Genomic DNA, 14,770 nt, shown 5'->3' on the forward strand with positions numbered 1-14,770 from the left:
GATGTGCCGTCCTTCTCACCACAAACTTAATATCCTGACTATTTTTATGGATGTGCAGTGCAATTATTTAACGAATTACCATTCGTCACCAGACCGGACAGGCTGATAATAATGTCATCCGATACAGAGCTGGGGAGGGTGTATGACTAATCGTGGCTATAGCAAAGTAATTATCGAAGGTACTGTAGGCCGTGAGCCTGAAATCCGACAACACCCTACCCACGGCATCTACGCAAAGATTTATGTAACAACATCTGAGTCCTCAATGGAGGATAAATCTGGTCTGGAGAAAATTACGGAAGAACACTATCAGATCATTTTGCTTGGTCAATTTGCTGATGTGGCCCGCAATCATCTTCATGTCGGGACAGGAGTGTACCTGGAGGCCCAATTGCGTACCCGCCTAATCAAGGAGGATGGTAAAGAACGCTTCTTTATGGACGTACTTGTCAACCCCGTGAAGGGGCATGTTCTTCGCAAAGTCAATGTAGGCGGTAATAAACTGGTGAGTCGTCACCTCCAGCAGAACCGTGGGCAGGATCACCGGCAGAATACCAGTTATAGCCGCAGGCCACAAAACACGAACGCGAGGCCAGCAACACCACGCAACTCGCCCCCAACAATGGAAAATTATTATTTGGGAAATCAGGATGAAGTTCCAGGAAGCACTGGTGCTTATGGAACTGAGATAGCCTTTTAATGATTAGCAGCATATCTGTTTTAATTTGTATCATAACTAATGGGGAATTATTGCCGTGAATGAATTCAATAACGCACTCCAGACGATACTGGAAAATGGGTCTATGTCATATGGCCAGGCTGCTATTTATGCCGGTGGTGCAATTTGCGTTGCGGCCCTTTTTTCGGCGATACTCAGAAGTGGACTACTGGTAATTTTGGGAATTGTCTCAGGCTTTTATCTGTTCAGTCTCAACACTCCAGACAGTACACTGGCGTATACTGCTGCTGCCTCAGACCGTCTCATCGAGCAGGTTAAAGCTGTCGGTGGATGCGCCACTAGACACATTGAGGATGCGCAAACTCTGGGTATCATCATAAAAAATGGCGATGTTATCGAGATAGCAAAGCAGTGCGGTATTATAAAATAATAACCGTAGCATATTATGATTGATGAATGCCTGAATGGTAATCTGCTCGCGGATTACCATTATTTTTTGAGATGTCTTATAGAACTTATCTAAAATTACATACGACTGTCATGACAGTATAAGGTCTTTATGAAAAACGTCGTCAAAACTTTACTACCCTCAGTGAACACTGGTGATCAAGACGAAAGCGTAAAATCGGATACGCTGACTGGCACTACTAAACCCTGCGACCACGGACTGGTTCATAATCATCTTTTAGGGCAGGAGGCCTGTTACTATGCCAAACACTAACGACTCGCTGACAGGACTCAACGTCGAGCTCGTTGGTGCATCGAAACAAGAGTTTACTCTCCTCACTGAAAACCATCTGATGCGCCGCATCATAGTGGCTTTATCTGAGTTAATGCGTAACGCGGAAGGCGTGATGATTGATTCTCATGTTTACCCGTGGGATCAAGTTCTCCCTGCTGCGATGGACATTCCATCATCCAACGCTTCTGATGAAGAGATACAGAACTGGATGATCAGTGCCTGTAAGGAGTGGCAGTGCGAATACAATCGCCGGGTTCAGTCGTTTACCGCATCAGAAGTAAAAAGCAAAAGCGACACCGAGAACGATAACCTATTCCTGCTGAATATCACCAACCTAGCCCATATGCTGATTGACCGGTTACTGCCGTTTGTCAGTATCGAGGAGATTAATCATGAGGATCCAGATTTACTCCCCCAAGTTATTGATATCGTGAATTATATGGTTGGTGTTATAAATGGTACAACCAGCACACAACAAGTCAGACAAGAATTGTTTACTGCCGGTGCTGATGACGCAGTATTTGCACTCAAACTAAAGCACAAAGAGCTAACCAGCCGGGGTGAAGATGCTGGATGGCTTGAAGAGGCAATGAAGATAATCGAAGAAAACAAACGCCAATCCATCGACTTTATGCAGCGCAGCTAATCGTTCCCATAATAAAAGGGTAATGCTATGAGTAAACATCTGTACTGTATTAAGGGTGTTTTAAAACCCAGGAAATTTTCTGTAAGTCTGATAAGAAATAAACTTAGCTCATTTGGTTTAAGGGGAAGTACTCTTCGTAGCGAAACCGCTCGCATTCTTGCCGGGCCAATAGATGGTATTAAGGGTACGTATCCCTTCGGCTGGTCAGAAGAACATTTTGACCGCAGGATGAAACGCATATTCATTCGCGCCGGTAATGCTTCCAGACTTTCTGATAATCGTCCATTTGCATTAAAACGACGCAGCGCTTTAACTATCAGTAAAAAGTATCTTTCTGTGTAACCACCAGCAGACGAGTTTTACTCGTCTGCCTGGCCCCATGCCTCTAATCTTCGCACCCGAAATGAAGTTGCCTGGAGTTCTCCTGATGAAGTTAACTCAAATGAAACTGTAAGATCGTTTTTGTTCCGGTACTTCCATACATAGCCATTTTGCTGCAATGTTTTGAGTGACTTACGTAGGTTGGGCTCAGCTACATCCTGGCTGTCTGGAACAGAGTTAATAAACCCCAGCAACCTGGTGAATGGCACTATCGCAGTGCCTTTTTCTTTGCACAAAAGAAGAAGTACCAACGCATCCTTCTGAATACGGGAAAAGCGCTCCAGGCGATGTTCAGTACCATCTCCCTGCATATTGGCATTGTTCATAATCAACCTAATCATATGGGATATGATTAAGGTTAAAAAACACCCCCCGTTTTGTCACCCTTTTTTTTTCTTACTCACCACTTAAAGCAGTAAGCTCAGTTCGATAAATCTGAATTAAATAAGGCGAGGTTATATGAAAACGAAATTATTGCTGGCGCTAATTGCGGGATCGACTTTCTGCATCAATATTGCTGAAGCCAATATTCCTCTTAGAGCAGATGGAAGTCCGGCAGCGGGGCAGACACCAACTCAGTTCATTCAGCTTAAAAATGAATGTCCTGAATGCGTCATGGTCGCAACTGATGTAGTAAAGATGCGTAGCGATAGCTGTAAACAGCAGGCATCCATCGATTCTACAATCCTACAGGATCCTGTTTACGCATATCTCAACAGTATCCGTCTGGTAGTTGCCGGGAATGGTGGTTATGCAAGTCCAATCTATACATCCGCCCGTCAGGTCGTAGCGTCAAACATCAATTGCAGTGATGCAAACGACTGGGTAGCGAGAAGTAAAACGGTAATGGATAACACCTTCAAAACGCCGTAAACAATCCCTGAATATTTCGTTGCAGTAATGCTATCCCGTAGTATGACGTTAAAGGCGGAGCTTTGAATCGGGAAAAAATAACTACTGCACTTAGAGGTATTTATATGGGTCGTCACTTTACTGGTCTGATTGATAGTTCGCAGCAAAATTTTACAATGCCAATCCGTCCGTATGGACGGAGCCGCATGGCTGCAAAATTAAAAGGAATCTCCCGATTGAAAAAATCTGAAAAGCATGACGATGAATATCCTGATGAACTCTGGAAATTTATGAGTCCTTCAGAGAAAGCTAAATTTCTGGTCGCGGATGTATTTTCACGCAGTAGTAAAGACTCTTCCGCCATTCAACCGGGAGAACATAAGCAAAAGGAGCATGATAATGAGCACTGATAATTTACTAGCAGAACTCACTTCAAAAACAGGCCTGACAGAAACGGAACTTAATCGGCAGGCATTGATTATCGGTTTGATGGCATTGTGCCACCCGGATGCTATTGCCGGTGATTTGGTGAGCGCGGCACTTACGGGGTCATACTCAGATAGTACTGATAAACTACTTACCCGTGGTGATAACGCATCAGACAGTGTGTTGATGTCCATGCGTATCTTACTTCACCGGTTGAGTAAGTATGAAGGGTCTGATGGCAAAGTAGGTCAGATCAATAAAATGATGCACCGACTCGGCTACTTTAAGGCATCCGATGTGTTACGCGAGGCTCAATAAAGAGGCTCAATTTATGTTCACCATGACGAATTTCGCGTCCAATATTCTTGACATGGTTTTTCTATCAGAAATGGAAGGGGAACTCATTTATATAAAAGCGCTTAGCGGCGTTACTGGTTACGTTCCTCAGATCCATCTTTTCCGCCTCCAGCTTATCGCATTTGATATAGGTTGGTACTACGAGTACAGATTGAATTCAGGCAACCTCATTATAAAGGAAATTGTTGAGGCCATCACATCTCTTGGATGTGCTTTAAATGAATACCAATGGCAGTTCGCGTTTGAATTAGGTTATCGCCGTCACCACAAATAAACTTCATTTTTTCATAATTTGCTATTCGTCACTTGATTGACCGGGGGTACGATTAATTTAACACGGATAATTATGGGAGACAGTAAAATGACAGACGCATCTACAATAGACGCAGTTCAACCAAAGGCAAGACGCTTATCATTTAAAGAGCTTCCAGGGTTTGATATTTCTGCTGAAGCACTTCTCAAAATTATCGAAATGCCGTGTATGGTTATTCGCCGGTCTCCTGCAATGAAAGTACTGGAGATGATCACGCTGCGGTTACGTGGGGATTGTCTTTCTGCCCTTGGCATTGACTTAAACTCTGCCCAAATTACCAGTAAAGGGACGGTATCGGGGGGCAATGGTGATATGGACGTATCAGTACCTGCAACACAACTCTTTTCTTTAATCCGCAACATGCGCGGCGAAGATGAAATTAACGTCCGCTTCCATGCGGCAAAAAACCATCTTGTCATTCGCACCGACAAAAACTCCTATAACATCCCGGTTTGCTTAGACCATATACCCGAAATTCAGGCTGAGACGCTGGAACATAATTACAGCGTTTACTTTCCAACGCAGATGCTGAGTCAGATTATCAAGCGTGTCAGCCACGCTGCGGCTCAGAACGATGTCCGCTTTTATATGAATGGGGTCTACCTCGGTATCGATAATGGCCAATTTATTGCTGTAGCCACTGATGGACATCGTATGGCCGTCAGTTCTCATGATATCGACTTCAGCGATGACGTGGGCGATGAGATTCAATCTCCGACAGCTCCTACCTCTATCAGTAACACGAATGCAGGTGTGATTTTACCCAACGGGGTTTTCCCCGTGCTCCATAAAATCCTGAGCGGTAGCCAGGGTCAATTCAAAATTGACTACAGCAACCGTAACCTGACATTTACGCTCGGAAGCCATACAGTCATTTCAAATCTTGTCGATGGCCGTTACCCGGACTGGAAGCGCGTGGCCAGCACGGTAGCCAAAAATACTGAACTGTTTAAGGTTGATCCTTCTGAACTCACCACCGCACTAAAACGCGCAACCCCATTGCTTAAAGAGGGCTCGCCAAACAACACCAGTGTTTGTGTGATGTCATTCAAAGACAACGCCCTACAGCTTAAGTCGCCCGGCTCAAATGCAATCAGTTGCAAAGAGGTGATGGACATTGCGAAAGAGGCAGGCGAGCCCGAAACAATTGTTGATATCGGTATGAATGCCGATTACCTCCTGGAATCACTGGCAAGCCTGGGGGCGTGTTCGGAAGAAGGAGAAGCCGCACAGATTGCTTTGCGTGATACAACGACCGGCATATTGATTTCAGTAAACAAAAACAATTACGACATCATCATGCCTGTCCGTGTCTGACAAAACGCTCTCGTTTTGTCGGCCTTTTCGAAATAGCCAATTTCATGGGCGTGATAACGTTAAAACAAGCTTCCTGACGGGATGGCTATATGCCATCTCGCTCCCATTGGTCGCGATCACTGCGTCCTAATATTCTGGAGCCAGAATGAAATGAAAAGCGTTCTGAAGTGGGTAGGAGCCAAACACAACATTATGGCAAGTCTTAAGCATGTACTACCGAAAGGTGGTCGGCTTATTGAGCCCTTTGGCGGTTCAGGCGCTGTAATGATGAATACGAATTACCCAGAATACATTTTGGCCGATATTAATAGCGACCTGATCGATACATACCAGAGTATTTTTAAGTCGCCTGAAAAGGTACTTTCTGAGCTTAAACGCCTTTACTGTCTCGGGCGTTCTGAGGACGCCTATTATGAGCTGCGAAGCCAGTTCAATAATCATGATAGTGCAAGTGACACTCAAGCTGCTCTGTTTATCTATCTGAATAGGTTTGGCCATCGCGGACTATGCCGATACAACCGGAAAGGCATCTTTAACGTCCCCTGGGGTTATTACGCCAACCCCTATCTCCCAGAGACAGAGTTATACGCAATGGCTGAGAAAATGTCCTCAGCAACTTTACTTTGCGCCAGCTTCCAGACCACGCTATCAATGGCCCGCCCGGGTGATGTGGTGTATTGCGACCCACCATATGTTAATCCCGGCAGATTCACGGCTTACCATGCCAGCGGTTTTACACCCGCTATGCAGATTGAGCTTACCAAACTGCTCCAGTTGCTGCCTGAACGCGGGGTTCATGTCATCGCATCATGCCACGATGCGCCTGATATTCGTGAGCTTTATCAAGCCTTCGCTATTCATGGTGTGACTGCCCGGAGAAGCATATTTAAAGGCAGCGGGGATGGGAAAAAAGCTTCAGAAATCTTCGCGGTCAAATTAGCGGATAACTCGAAAAAGGGAGCTGCGGCATGAAACGCTTCCATTGTTCTGAAAAGCTGCATAACCCAGAGACTGAGAAATTTTGTCAGGATATCGCCGAACAATATCGGACAGCACCTGATATTGCCGTGGCGCAGTTTAAACAAGTGCTGAGCTCTAAGCCTCTAACTTACTGGGAGTGTGTCGTGATCCGCGAGCGTGTCTCTGACCTTATTAAAATTAATCAAGCAACAGCTGAGGGCCACGATGAGCCAATTTAAACCCAAAAGCCTTGTAGTCTACCGCATCCAAAAAGCTCTGGAATTAGACAAGCTGGATGAACAGTTAAGTGAGTTGAAATACACTCCCTGCGGGCCTAATGATATGGCACGGTCAGGATGGATCCCGCCATTGGGTGAAGATGTCGAGCTGTTAAAGCATGAGTCGAATAATCTCATTCTTCTGACTGTTAAGCACGAATCGAAAATACTTCCTCCCGCGACCATCAAAGAAATTGTGCGAACCCGGGTTCAGAAACTGGAGAAAGAGCAAAACCGCAGGCTAAAGAAAATGGAGATCCAGGCCGTCAACGATGCCGTGCTCGCTGAGCTCATACCAAAGGCTTTCAGCAAATACAGCACTACAAACATTTGGGTGGATACTAAATCACGTCTACTGCTTGTTGAGACCACCAGCCATAAAAAAGCAGATGATGTAACAGCTTTGCTACGTAAAACTATTGGCTCACTTCCAATTATCCCATTCACGCTGGAAACGCCGGTAGAACTGACGTTAACAGAGTGGGTCAAAACAGGAAGTCTGCCGCCTGGCCTAGCTTTATGCGACGAAGCCACGCTCAAAGATGTGCTCGAAAACGGGGGGGTCGTTACAACAAAACGCCAGGATTTGATATGTGATGAGATCGCTCATCACATCGAGGCCGGAAAGCTTGTGACAAAGGTTGCACTGGGCTGGATGAACCAGATGTTTTTCATCCTGAATGACAATTTCATCTTTTCACGACTGACCTTTACGGAAGAACTTATTGAACAGAACGATGACATTTCGCCAGAAGATCACGCCCAAAGATTTGATGCCGATTTCGTTTTGTTTACCTCTGTTGTTATGGAGGTTCTGGACACAATGATAAAAGCCCTCGGGGGTGAAAGCCCAGGACTCATCACAACGCCGTCAGACGAACAACAAGGTGTCGCGGCAGAAGCCAAACAACCAGAAAAAACCTTCCATTAAAGGGCTGAGAGATGATTACAGCTACAGAACTCCAAGAGTTATCACGCCAGGTTGAAAATGCTAACATTGCCCGAGCCCTGGCAGTTAAAGAGTTGGTTAAAGAGACAAGAGATCGTCAGTTTTCATTGTGGGCGCTATTTATTGGTCTCTTCAGAGAGACACCGGCGCGAAAAAAGCTGAACGAATGTGAATTGCATCTTAACCTGCTGCTGCCAAAATGCAGGAGCATCTTTCTTCAATACGTAGTTATGTCCTCGTTGGAAGAAATTTCGAAATCACCAGATTGTGAGATTTATCAGCATCTAGTCAACTGCTGGAAAGAAGCTCAGATAAAATATAACGAGTCAGGCAGACGACTCAAACTTGCAGAAAATGCCCGTGAACTATTAAAAACAGCAAAGGATGAATGTAATAGTGCTTCCACAACTGAATTTCTGGATATGGTTACTACCAGTAAAGCAATATCCATACTTTCAGCAATAGACACATCCTCTGCGAGTAGTTCGTTAAAGAGAGCTATGGGTGCGCTTAAGCGATTAGCAGATGAAATGCCTGCCCGGCAATCACCTATTGATTCAAATTTACCAGATGACACGCTTGATCTGTTTGTCGATCTGACTATAAATCCTGTTATCGATATTCTCTCCTGGTTAAATATTGAAAAGCTGGATAATGCCGAAGTGCAGTGCAGCAAAGCCTTAAAGAAACTTCAGACGTTATTAGGACAACTGGGTGCTGAGCATGATTTGAGAACTAAGGATTATCAATCTCAATTAGATACGCTTAAGAGAATTGAACAACCATACATCAAAAAGGTGATGCGGCATATACCCGAAAATATGAAGTTCAAGGAGCCTGAGTATCTCCAGACTATAGGAATGAACCCATGACTCTAAAATATATAATCGCTCTCGCAATATTTCTGACATTTGTGTGCTTTGCAGCTTTCATACTTATCTACGCGAGTCGAACAAAACGAGAACAACAACAAACTCAGCAACCTTTGGACGAGCATGATCAGCAGGCAGATATTAATGCCGATGCCGACGAGAACGCCGCACTTGATGGGTTGAGCGAGTACTTCATCAAAAAAAATTCGATATTGCCAAAAGTCCTGATGGATCTTTATGTGCGCTTGAGTGCGGTGTTCAATGGTCAGTACATTATCGCACCCCAGGTGCTTGCCCGGGACTTAGTAGAGCTGGAGCTCGAAGATGAACCGGTTGCCCCGGTTGACGTACTTCAGGCGCAACAGTACGCAGATGAATTCGTGTTCGATTTTGTTCTCTCCGATGCGCATACCGGGGAACTAGTGCTAGCAATGATCAATGAAGATGCTATCAGCGCTCAGCCTGAAGGAGAGTTCATTATTGCCCTTTTTAAAAGAACTCACATTCCTGTCTTTCGCTATGAAACGTTGTCAGGCTTGGACGATAACGCCCTGGCAGTCAACATCGCTGAATCAATAGACGATGGCCGATTCTCTTAGTTCCACAAGGAATTTATTATGTCTCTGTCAAAAAAACAAAGAATAGTACTGAGGGCTAAATTTGGTGGTCGATGTGCATATTGTGGCGAGGTACTGAAAGAAAAAGGTTGGCACGCTGATCACGTAGAACCTGTGCTAAGGAAATCCGTCCAGGATATGCAAGCTGCGGCCAGAGGGAAATTTAAGCTTAAGGCTACCGGTGAAGTGTTTAATGAAAGTGCCAACTGCTTAGAAAATCTTTTCCCAGCCTGTGCGCCCTGCAATCTGCTCAAAACAACATATTCACTGGAAATGTTCCGCAAACAAATAAGTTTACAGGTTGAAAGGGCACGGAAGAGTAGTATGAATTTCAGAACGGCAGAAAGATTCGGCCAGATAAGCATTGTAGAGAAACCCATTGTTTTCTGGTTTGAACAGTATTCAGAGAAAAATGGTGCTATCAAATAAACGACTAATTTAACATTATCATGGCGCGTATCGCGCACTGCTTCGTCAAATATTCAGCCGTGATAATATTGTTTAGTAGGCCCATTACGGAGCGTATATGACTAATCATACAAACTGGACTGGAGACCTGACCGAAGGCGCAACTATATTTGTAGCCACACCAGATGGCCAGCTCAGCAAATGTAGAGTCGAGTCCGTTCGAGACCGACATTTCTCGGTCGAGGGTATTGAACGTGAATTCGATAAGTTGAATGCCTGCTCAGTTGATGGGTTACTACACTCTTACCCCGACGATTTCGAGTCGAGGGAGTTATTTGGTCTGTGCCAGCAAAAAAACAGGCTCAAGTCTCTGCAAATTGATTCATTATCGTTACAGCAAGTCCAGTACATGCTGGCTGGCCTGGAACTTGCCAGGAAGAGATATGGATACCAGTACCGAGGCAGCAAAGCCGTAGATACCAATCAGAAGGGTAGACTGGCCATGAGCATTGATGATTCGCTTCACCCAATTCAGATCGCTTATATACTGGCAGGTTTAAAATTATCTCTCCTTCAAACAGAGGTGAACCATGACTGCTAACCAACGTAAACGTCCTTCGCGTAACAATCGAGCTGTCCAGTTAACGTCCGAGCAGCTGGTAGAAGCGAAGACGCTTGACCTGAAAGCCCACCATTCGTTTAAAAACCTTATGGGTCTTGCTGCAATCAGTGTCGTGGTGTTTGTCTGTCTTGGCTCCTTGATCCATAAACAACGCTCAGTAATGAACGAATGGGACCTGGGTGAAGTGATCAGAGGCGTTGATTTGAAAGCCGGAACCCTCGCAAAAAACAACTTTTTCATCACCAACAAAGGGCAGTTTGAAGCAAGTGGCGTTACAGTGTCACTTGCGGGTACAAAACTGAAATTACAGCAGCATCAGGACGGAAAATATTACGTTTGTAATTCTGCAACAGGTGATTGTGTTCTGGTATCCGATGTACAAGCTGAAAAAATTCGTGACCAGCTGTAGCGAGGGGAAAATATCGGTTACTGTCACCGGTAACCGAAGGAACCTTCGTATATGTCACGACAAGAAGCCGCAACGCAGTTATTTATGTCTGCACCACCAGCAAGTATTGATGTCGTTATTGAGCAGCTGGAAAGGGACGCTCAAGCAGCCGGTATCGATATCCATACAATCTCTGTAATGGCCAGCCTGTTACGTGATCGAATAGAAGCATACAGTGACGTGCTTAAAATCGAGCCTGAGCGGGTGATACACGCACTTGAGGTACTGCGAGGTACGGAAGTGCCGTGGGCTTTTTACACTCCGTCCAGGCTACCTGAGCTTGAAGATGTTCATTGCTGGGAAACTCCTCACGATTTTGACCAAGACCTAGGTGAACACCAGCTGCGGCGCTATATTTGCCCTAAATGCGAGCATGAATCAACCGACCCAATGCGCTGCACGGCTGGCCATGCTCCTGGAGTTAACCAGTATCCTGAAAGCTGTGATGCCACTATCTGGAATTCGCCCGATTCTTGGGATAGTATTAACCCTATAATAAAATTAATTATCAAATCTACGTTCCTGGCTGACCTGACTGTTCATACAATCTTCTATCCGAAAGGGTTGAAGCTTCCTGAAATTCAGGACGTTGAGTAGTCTGCTTCGGGCTCTGTGATCTGATAGTTATATATACCTCATTTAAGACCCCTTACTGGGGTCTCTTTTTTTGGACTTCCGCCGTGCTATGTACTTCACGGTATCCCCAAATATCCCGGCTTATGTAGTTCGTCGATTTGCTTCGTCACCTGCCATACCTGTCTCATAATTTCTCTATTTGGAGAAATCTGATGAACCTACCGACAGCTGTATTAGCGAATAACGATGAAAATGAATCAGACGTCCTCAGCCTTTATGCTAATCCCGTAGACAGTCAAAGTGGCCTCATTGAACATGACGGCTTTCAAAAACTAAATGCCATGCGCGATCTGCTGGTGGAATACAACACAACACTGAAGCACATGCAGGCCATGTATGATGCAGTGATGCGGAACCGGCATGATGAAGCATGGCGCATGTTCTGTGATTCTTGTGACAATTCCATCAAATATACGCTGGCTGTAGAAAATTTGTTCTGTATAGAACGGGCCCGCTGTGCTCTCGATGAAAAGTACTGGCAAAAGCTGCTCGATCTGACCGGCGTAAAACCATTTATGCCCACCGAAAGATACGATGACTGGAACGAAGGATTGAGGGCATGGCGAAAATCATCAGAATCAAATTTTGAGAAGCTTAAGCCTGTACCCTTCAACGAAGAAAGTATCTTTTCTACCGCATTCGCATTGAATGAAGAGAAAAAAGACTACTTCGCCCAGATGGTTCATGGTGTGTTTGAAAAGCTCTCCGCTCTGCATAAGACTAACCGTGCCCAGGGCTTCAGCAACAAACTCATCATAGCCAGCTGCTTACCAAGTAGAGATAACCGCAGATCCTATGACTATCTCAACTATTTTAATGACCTTCGTAAGGTTATTGGACTGATGTATGGACGAAGCGGTGCTGAGGATGTGAATTCGGCTGCGGTCAAAGAGTACATGATGAGTAACCCTGGCGAATGGGTAAGTATTGATAACGATAGTCTTAAAGTGAAGGGGTTTATTAACGGCAATGTGCATATCCTGATTGAGGAGGAAACTTGTGACAATCTCAATCTGGTACTATCCCATTTAATGCCAGGCTGCATTCCTCTCGATCGCCGATACACCACCGGCCATAACTCCGCAAGAACTGTAAAAACCAATGAATATCGGTCGCAGTTGATATCATTCTCTGCTGTTAACTCCTTAATATCATATGCCACTGACCATTTGAACGCGGGCAAACACCTGTCACCGGGGCCGCACACTTTTATCCTGCGGGACAACCAGTCTGTTAGTGAGAAAAAAGAACTGGTGAACATATGGGAGTCATTGGGTGCTGTCAGAAGATATAGAGAAGTATATGACTTTGACTTTAGCCCCGTTGAAGCATTCAAACTTCTGGCATTACATGGTTCTATACCTGACCGCTATACGCACCAGTTCTATGCAACGGTCGGAGAACTCCAGAAACGAGCAATTGATGAATGTATGGTGGCTTCAGGTATGCGTTTGCTGGAACCGAATATCGGTCTTGGTGCGCTACTGAAAGGGTTACCAGAGGGGGTGGATGTTACTGGTTTTGATATACACCCCGCAGCTGTTGCAATTACTGGCCTGCGCTGGAACGTCACCCTTAATGATTTTCTATTGGTCAAGCCTGAAAATACCGGCTTGTTTGAAAGAATTCTGATGAATCCTCCATTTAGTGACTCACGCTGGATTGCACATTTTCAACATGCGATGAGATTCCTGAAACCGGGAGGACGCTTGATAGCAATACTGCCAGGGAGCGCAAAGGAGCATCTTTTAACCCGAGAAGCTGGGCCCGGTTACGACATCAATATTCTGGGTTGCTATGACAACGCCTTTGAAGGAACCGCAGAATCCATAAAACTTTTCTCCGTTGATGCCCATGAATAGTGGGGAAAGGAAGAGCTGGTCGAGTTAATTTCGTCACCCGTAACTGAACAGAAAAAATGAGATAGAGAAAAAGCCGTCAGTTTGTCGATGTTAAATGCTATTCAAATTTTTCAACATGCGACAATTGAGCCAACTACATGAAGAGGAAACACAATGTCAGCATTTCTCATCAATAAATTATCTTTCGAAGATACCAAACAAATAATGTTGTCCTCCATGAAAACAATGGCATCTCTTCATGGTATTTTGGCAATATTCTTGCCGATAATTGCTGGTGGTGGACTCCTGACACTCATCATGAAAAATGTGACAATGGAGGGGCTTGCATTTTTTATCTTACAGCCAGTTGTACTCACCCTCTACCTTACGGCTATCTTATGCCGATATCAAAGCTCAGAGCTAAGATTGAATATCTGGGAAGAACTACGCAACTTTATCGTTGTGTTAGTTTATGCATTATTCCTGACCGTACTAATGATCGTAATATTGTGGTTAGTCAAATTTATGATTGCTTCAGCGGTTGCGGGTGAAACCAACCATGTTGAATATAAACAACCAACATTAACAAGCATTAGTCTGGCTTACTCCAACCTAATAGTGTATTTCAATATGTACGCCCTTGCCACTTTGAGCGTATTTATCGCTACGCCAATGCTCGTTTTATTCATACCAACAGTTACGCGGTGTAAAGGTTCTCTGCTGAAAAGTATACCAGTCATTTGTAAAAGTACTTTTATGAATATTGGGCCGTTGTTCGCATTTTCAGCTATCTCTGGTGTTGTTTTACTTTCGTGGTCATACTTTTCGCTCAGGTATGAATGGTTAATCCCGGCAGCAACTATACCTCTGGCCTACTTATCAATATTGAATTACCAGCTGTCTGAAGCAGCATTGCCTCGTAACCAATAAAAAGGAAACCTGTGATGAGAAAAATAATATTAAATGCGGTTGTTTGTTTATTTGCAATTAATGCATCAAGTTTCGCAATATCAGCGGAAAGCTCTCCATCTCGTGACGAACTGAATGACGTGATGAAAGTTCATGCTTCCGAGATTGCTGCTGTTATCGCATGTAAAGACTACCTCGAAAATGGCGAGGAACGTTTGACTGAAGCGAAATCAAAAGCTGGCCGTGTACTGGGTAAGATGGTAGGCAATCAAGCCAAGGGTAGCGAGTATGCTAGTCGGATTCTGGTAACTGTTAACGAAGCTAAGCCAGATGAGCAACTGAAGGCTGAATTCGACAAGGTCAACCTTGACCACTCAGTCCGCGTTGCAAAATGCGCTCAGCTAGGGAAGGTGCGAACAAGTTCCTGATATGAGATCATCATATTCATCCGGAGCGCATCCCAGAGGGACATCATGAGCCATCAACTCACCTTCGCCGATAGTGAATTCAGCACTAA

At 44.7% G+C, this 14,770-nt stretch carries 22 protein-coding genes; 21 read left to right on the forward strand and 1 reads right to left on the reverse strand.

The genetic code is table 11. From position 1 onward, the window contains the following. Nucleotides 1-142 precede the first annotated feature (142 nt). From ssb to FHD02_RS22140, 4 genes are all read left to right on the forward strand, one after another. Nucleotides 143-700 carry a single-stranded DNA-binding protein gene (gene ssb / locus FHD02_RS22125; RefSeq protein ID WP_008786804.1) on the forward strand — a complete coding sequence of 186 codons (558 nt, stop codon included), beginning with the start codon at nt 143-145 and terminating at the stop codon, nt 698-700. Nucleotides 701-755: 55 nt separating this feature from the next. Then, nucleotides 756-1,109: a hypothetical protein gene (locus FHD02_RS22130; protein WP_154050669.1), complete on the forward strand. Its 354-nt coding sequence runs from the start codon at nt 756-758 to the stop codon at nt 1,107-1,109. A gap of 277 nt (nt 1,110-1,386) precedes the next feature. After that, the gene (locus FHD02_RS22135; protein ID WP_007372161.1) at nt 1,387-2,067 is read left to right on the forward strand and encodes a hypothetical protein; all 681 of its coding nucleotides are present in this window, start codon (nt 1,387-1,389) and stop codon (nt 2,065-2,067) included. A gap of 27 nt (nt 2,068-2,094) precedes the next feature. After that, nucleotides 2,095-2,409, forward strand: a complete 315-nt coding sequence (locus FHD02_RS22140; protein WP_127649449.1) for a hypothetical protein — start codon at nt 2,095-2,097, stop codon at nt 2,407-2,409. 17 nt (nt 2,410-2,426) lie between these two features. Here FHD02_RS22140 and FHD02_RS22145 read toward each other — a convergent pair whose 3' ends face one another. After that, nucleotides 2,427-2,774: a hypothetical protein gene (locus FHD02_RS22145; RefSeq protein ID WP_127649446.1), complete on the reverse strand. Its 348-nt coding sequence runs from the start codon at nt 2,772-2,774 to the stop codon at nt 2,427-2,429. 133 nt (nt 2,775-2,907) lie between these two features. Between FHD02_RS22145 and FHD02_RS22150 the strand changes: the two genes are divergently transcribed. From FHD02_RS22150 to FHD02_RS22230, 17 genes are all read left to right on the forward strand, one after another. Next, complete coding sequence (locus FHD02_RS22150; protein ID WP_007372162.1) at nt 2,908-3,321, forward strand: hypothetical protein; 414 nt, start codon at nt 2,908-2,910, stop codon at nt 3,319-3,321. Between the two features lie 62 nt (nt 3,322-3,383). Next, nucleotides 3,384-3,710, forward strand: coding sequence for a hypothetical protein (locus tag FHD02_RS24545; RefSeq protein WP_223227020.1), 327 nt, complete (start codon nt 3,384-3,386; stop codon nt 3,708-3,710). Further along, entirely contained in the window at nt 3,700-4,044 is a 345-nt protein-coding gene (locus FHD02_RS22160) for a hypothetical protein (RefSeq protein WP_032951317.1), read from the forward strand. Before FHD02_RS24545 ends, FHD02_RS22160 begins: the two co-directional genes overlap by 11 nt. 13 nt (nt 4,045-4,057) lie before the next feature. Beyond that, entirely contained in the window at nt 4,058-4,357 is a 300-nt protein-coding gene (locus FHD02_RS22165; protein WP_009653866.1) for a hypothetical protein, read from the forward strand. A gap of 87 nt (nt 4,358-4,444) precedes the next feature. Further along, nucleotides 4,445-5,713 (forward strand): DNA polymerase III subunit beta, encoded by a 1,269-nt coding sequence (gene dnaN, locus FHD02_RS22170; protein WP_223307982.1) that lies wholly within the window; start codon nt 4,445-4,447, stop codon nt 5,711-5,713. Nucleotides 5,714-5,863: 150 nt separating this feature from the next. Further along, nucleotides 5,864-6,685 carry a Dam family site-specific DNA-(adenine-N6)-methyltransferase gene (locus tag FHD02_RS22175; protein WP_007372165.1) on the forward strand — a complete coding sequence of 274 codons (822 nt, stop codon included), beginning with the start codon at nt 5,864-5,866 and terminating at the stop codon, nt 6,683-6,685. Continuing rightward, complete coding sequence (locus FHD02_RS22180) at nt 6,682-6,912, forward strand: hypothetical protein (RefSeq protein ID WP_007372166.1); 231 nt, start codon at nt 6,682-6,684, stop codon at nt 6,910-6,912. Before FHD02_RS22175 ends, FHD02_RS22180 begins: the two co-directional genes overlap by 4 nt. Then, nucleotides 6,899-7,882, forward strand: a complete 984-nt coding sequence (rdgC, locus tag FHD02_RS22185) for a recombination-associated protein RdgC (protein WP_007372167.1) — start codon at nt 6,899-6,901, stop codon at nt 7,880-7,882. Before FHD02_RS22180 ends, rdgC begins: the two co-directional genes overlap by 14 nt. An 11-nt stretch (nt 7,883-7,893) precedes the next feature. Then, on the forward strand, nt 7,894-8,772 hold the full coding sequence (locus tag FHD02_RS22190) for a hypothetical protein (RefSeq protein WP_009654998.1): 879 nt from the start codon (nt 7,894-7,896) through the stop codon (nt 8,770-8,772). Then, the gene (locus tag FHD02_RS22195; RefSeq protein WP_223226832.1) at nt 8,769-9,371 is read left to right on the forward strand and encodes a hypothetical protein; all 603 of its coding nucleotides are present in this window, start codon (nt 8,769-8,771) and stop codon (nt 9,369-9,371) included. The genes FHD02_RS22190 and FHD02_RS22195 overlap by 4 nt, the downstream gene beginning before the upstream one ends. Before the next feature lie 18 nt (nt 9,372-9,389). Beyond that, complete coding sequence (locus FHD02_RS22200) at nt 9,390-9,818, forward strand: HNH endonuclease (protein WP_032951321.1); 429 nt, start codon at nt 9,390-9,392, stop codon at nt 9,816-9,818. Between the two features lie 97 nt (nt 9,819-9,915). Then, nucleotides 9,916-10,398 (forward strand): hypothetical protein, encoded by a 483-nt coding sequence (locus FHD02_RS22205; protein WP_032951323.1) that lies wholly within the window; start codon nt 9,916-9,918, stop codon nt 10,396-10,398. Beyond that, a complete protein-coding gene (locus FHD02_RS24550) occupies nt 10,388-10,828 on the forward strand; it encodes a hypothetical protein (RefSeq protein ID WP_255597481.1) in 441 nt (146 codons plus the stop codon). The genes FHD02_RS22205 and FHD02_RS24550 overlap by 11 nt, the downstream gene beginning before the upstream one ends. A gap of 51 nt (nt 10,829-10,879) precedes the next feature. Continuing rightward, the gene (locus FHD02_RS22215) at nt 10,880-11,464 is read left to right on the forward strand and encodes a hypothetical protein (RefSeq protein ID WP_032951326.1); all 585 of its coding nucleotides are present in this window, start codon (nt 10,880-10,882) and stop codon (nt 11,462-11,464) included. 191 nt (nt 11,465-11,655) lie between these two features. Further along, the gene (locus FHD02_RS22220; RefSeq protein WP_007372173.1) at nt 11,656-13,365 is read left to right on the forward strand and encodes a DUF4942 domain-containing protein; all 1,710 of its coding nucleotides are present in this window, start codon (nt 11,656-11,658) and stop codon (nt 13,363-13,365) included. 153 nt (nt 13,366-13,518) lie between these two features. Beyond that, on the forward strand, nt 13,519-14,274 hold the full coding sequence (locus tag FHD02_RS22225; protein WP_009654999.1) for a hypothetical protein: 756 nt from the start codon (nt 13,519-13,521) through the stop codon (nt 14,272-14,274). A gap of 14 nt (nt 14,275-14,288) precedes the next feature. Next, complete coding sequence (locus tag FHD02_RS22230) at nt 14,289-14,681, forward strand: hypothetical protein (protein WP_032951328.1); 393 nt, start codon at nt 14,289-14,291, stop codon at nt 14,679-14,681. The last annotated feature ends 89 nt before the right edge of the window (nt 14,682-14,770 follow it).

Source organism: Citrobacter sp. EC_71, assembly GCF_019584005.1.
Taxonomy (GTDB): Bacteria; Pseudomonadota; Gammaproteobacteria; order Enterobacterales; family Enterobacteriaceae; genus Citrobacter; species Citrobacter werkmanii.

Bases quoted from the DNA above. Each gene is read 5' to 3' on its own strand.
- ssb (WP_008786804.1), top strand. From the start codon at position 143: ATGACTAATCGTGGCTATAGCAAAGTAATTATCGAAGGTACTGTAGGC.
- FHD02_RS22135 (WP_007372161.1), top strand. From the start codon at position 1,387: ATGCCAAACACTAACGACTCGCTGACAGGACTCAACGTCGAGCTCGTT.
- FHD02_RS22140 (WP_127649449.1), top strand. From the start codon at position 2,095: ATGAGTAAACATCTGTACTGTATTAAGGGTGTTTTAAAACCCAGGAAA.
- FHD02_RS22145 (WP_127649446.1), bottom strand. From the start codon at position 2,774: ATGAACAATGCCAATATGCAGGGAGATGGTACTGAACATCGCCTGGAG.
- FHD02_RS22150 (WP_007372162.1), top strand. From the start codon at position 2,908: ATGAAAACGAAATTATTGCTGGCGCTAATTGCGGGATCGACTTTCTGC.
- FHD02_RS22160 (WP_032951317.1), top strand. From the start codon at position 3,700: ATGAGCACTGATAATTTACTAGCAGAACTCACTTCAAAAACAGGCCTG.
- FHD02_RS22165 (WP_009653866.1), top strand. From the start codon at position 4,058: ATGTTCACCATGACGAATTTCGCGTCCAATATTCTTGACATGGTTTTT.
- dnaN (WP_223307982.1), top strand. From the start codon at position 4,445: ATGACAGACGCATCTACAATAGACGCAGTTCAACCAAAGGCAAGACGC.
- FHD02_RS22175 (WP_007372165.1), top strand. From the start codon at position 5,864: ATGAAAAGCGTTCTGAAGTGGGTAGGAGCCAAACACAACATTATGGCA.
- FHD02_RS22180 (WP_007372166.1), top strand. From the start codon at position 6,682: ATGAAACGCTTCCATTGTTCTGAAAAGCTGCATAACCCAGAGACTGAG.
- rdgC (WP_007372167.1), top strand. From the start codon at position 6,899: ATGAGCCAATTTAAACCCAAAAGCCTTGTAGTCTACCGCATCCAAAAA.
- FHD02_RS22190 (WP_009654998.1), top strand. From the start codon at position 7,894: ATGATTACAGCTACAGAACTCCAAGAGTTATCACGCCAGGTTGAAAAT.
- FHD02_RS22195 (WP_223226832.1), top strand. From the start codon at position 8,769: ATGACTCTAAAATATATAATCGCTCTCGCAATATTTCTGACATTTGTG.
- FHD02_RS22200 (WP_032951321.1), top strand. From the start codon at position 9,390: ATGTCTCTGTCAAAAAAACAAAGAATAGTACTGAGGGCTAAATTTGGT.
- FHD02_RS22205 (WP_032951323.1), top strand. From the start codon at position 9,916: ATGACTAATCATACAAACTGGACTGGAGACCTGACCGAAGGCGCAACT.
- FHD02_RS24550 (WP_255597481.1), top strand. From the start codon at position 10,388: ATGACTGCTAACCAACGTAAACGTCCTTCGCGTAACAATCGAGCTGTC.
- FHD02_RS22215 (WP_032951326.1), top strand. From the start codon at position 10,880: ATGTCACGACAAGAAGCCGCAACGCAGTTATTTATGTCTGCACCACCA.
- FHD02_RS22220 (WP_007372173.1), top strand. From the start codon at position 11,656: ATGAACCTACCGACAGCTGTATTAGCGAATAACGATGAAAATGAATCA.
- FHD02_RS22225 (WP_009654999.1), top strand. From the start codon at position 13,519: ATGTCAGCATTTCTCATCAATAAATTATCTTTCGAAGATACCAAACAA.
- FHD02_RS22230 (WP_032951328.1), top strand. From the start codon at position 14,289: ATGAGAAAAATAATATTAAATGCGGTTGTTTGTTTATTTGCAATTAAT.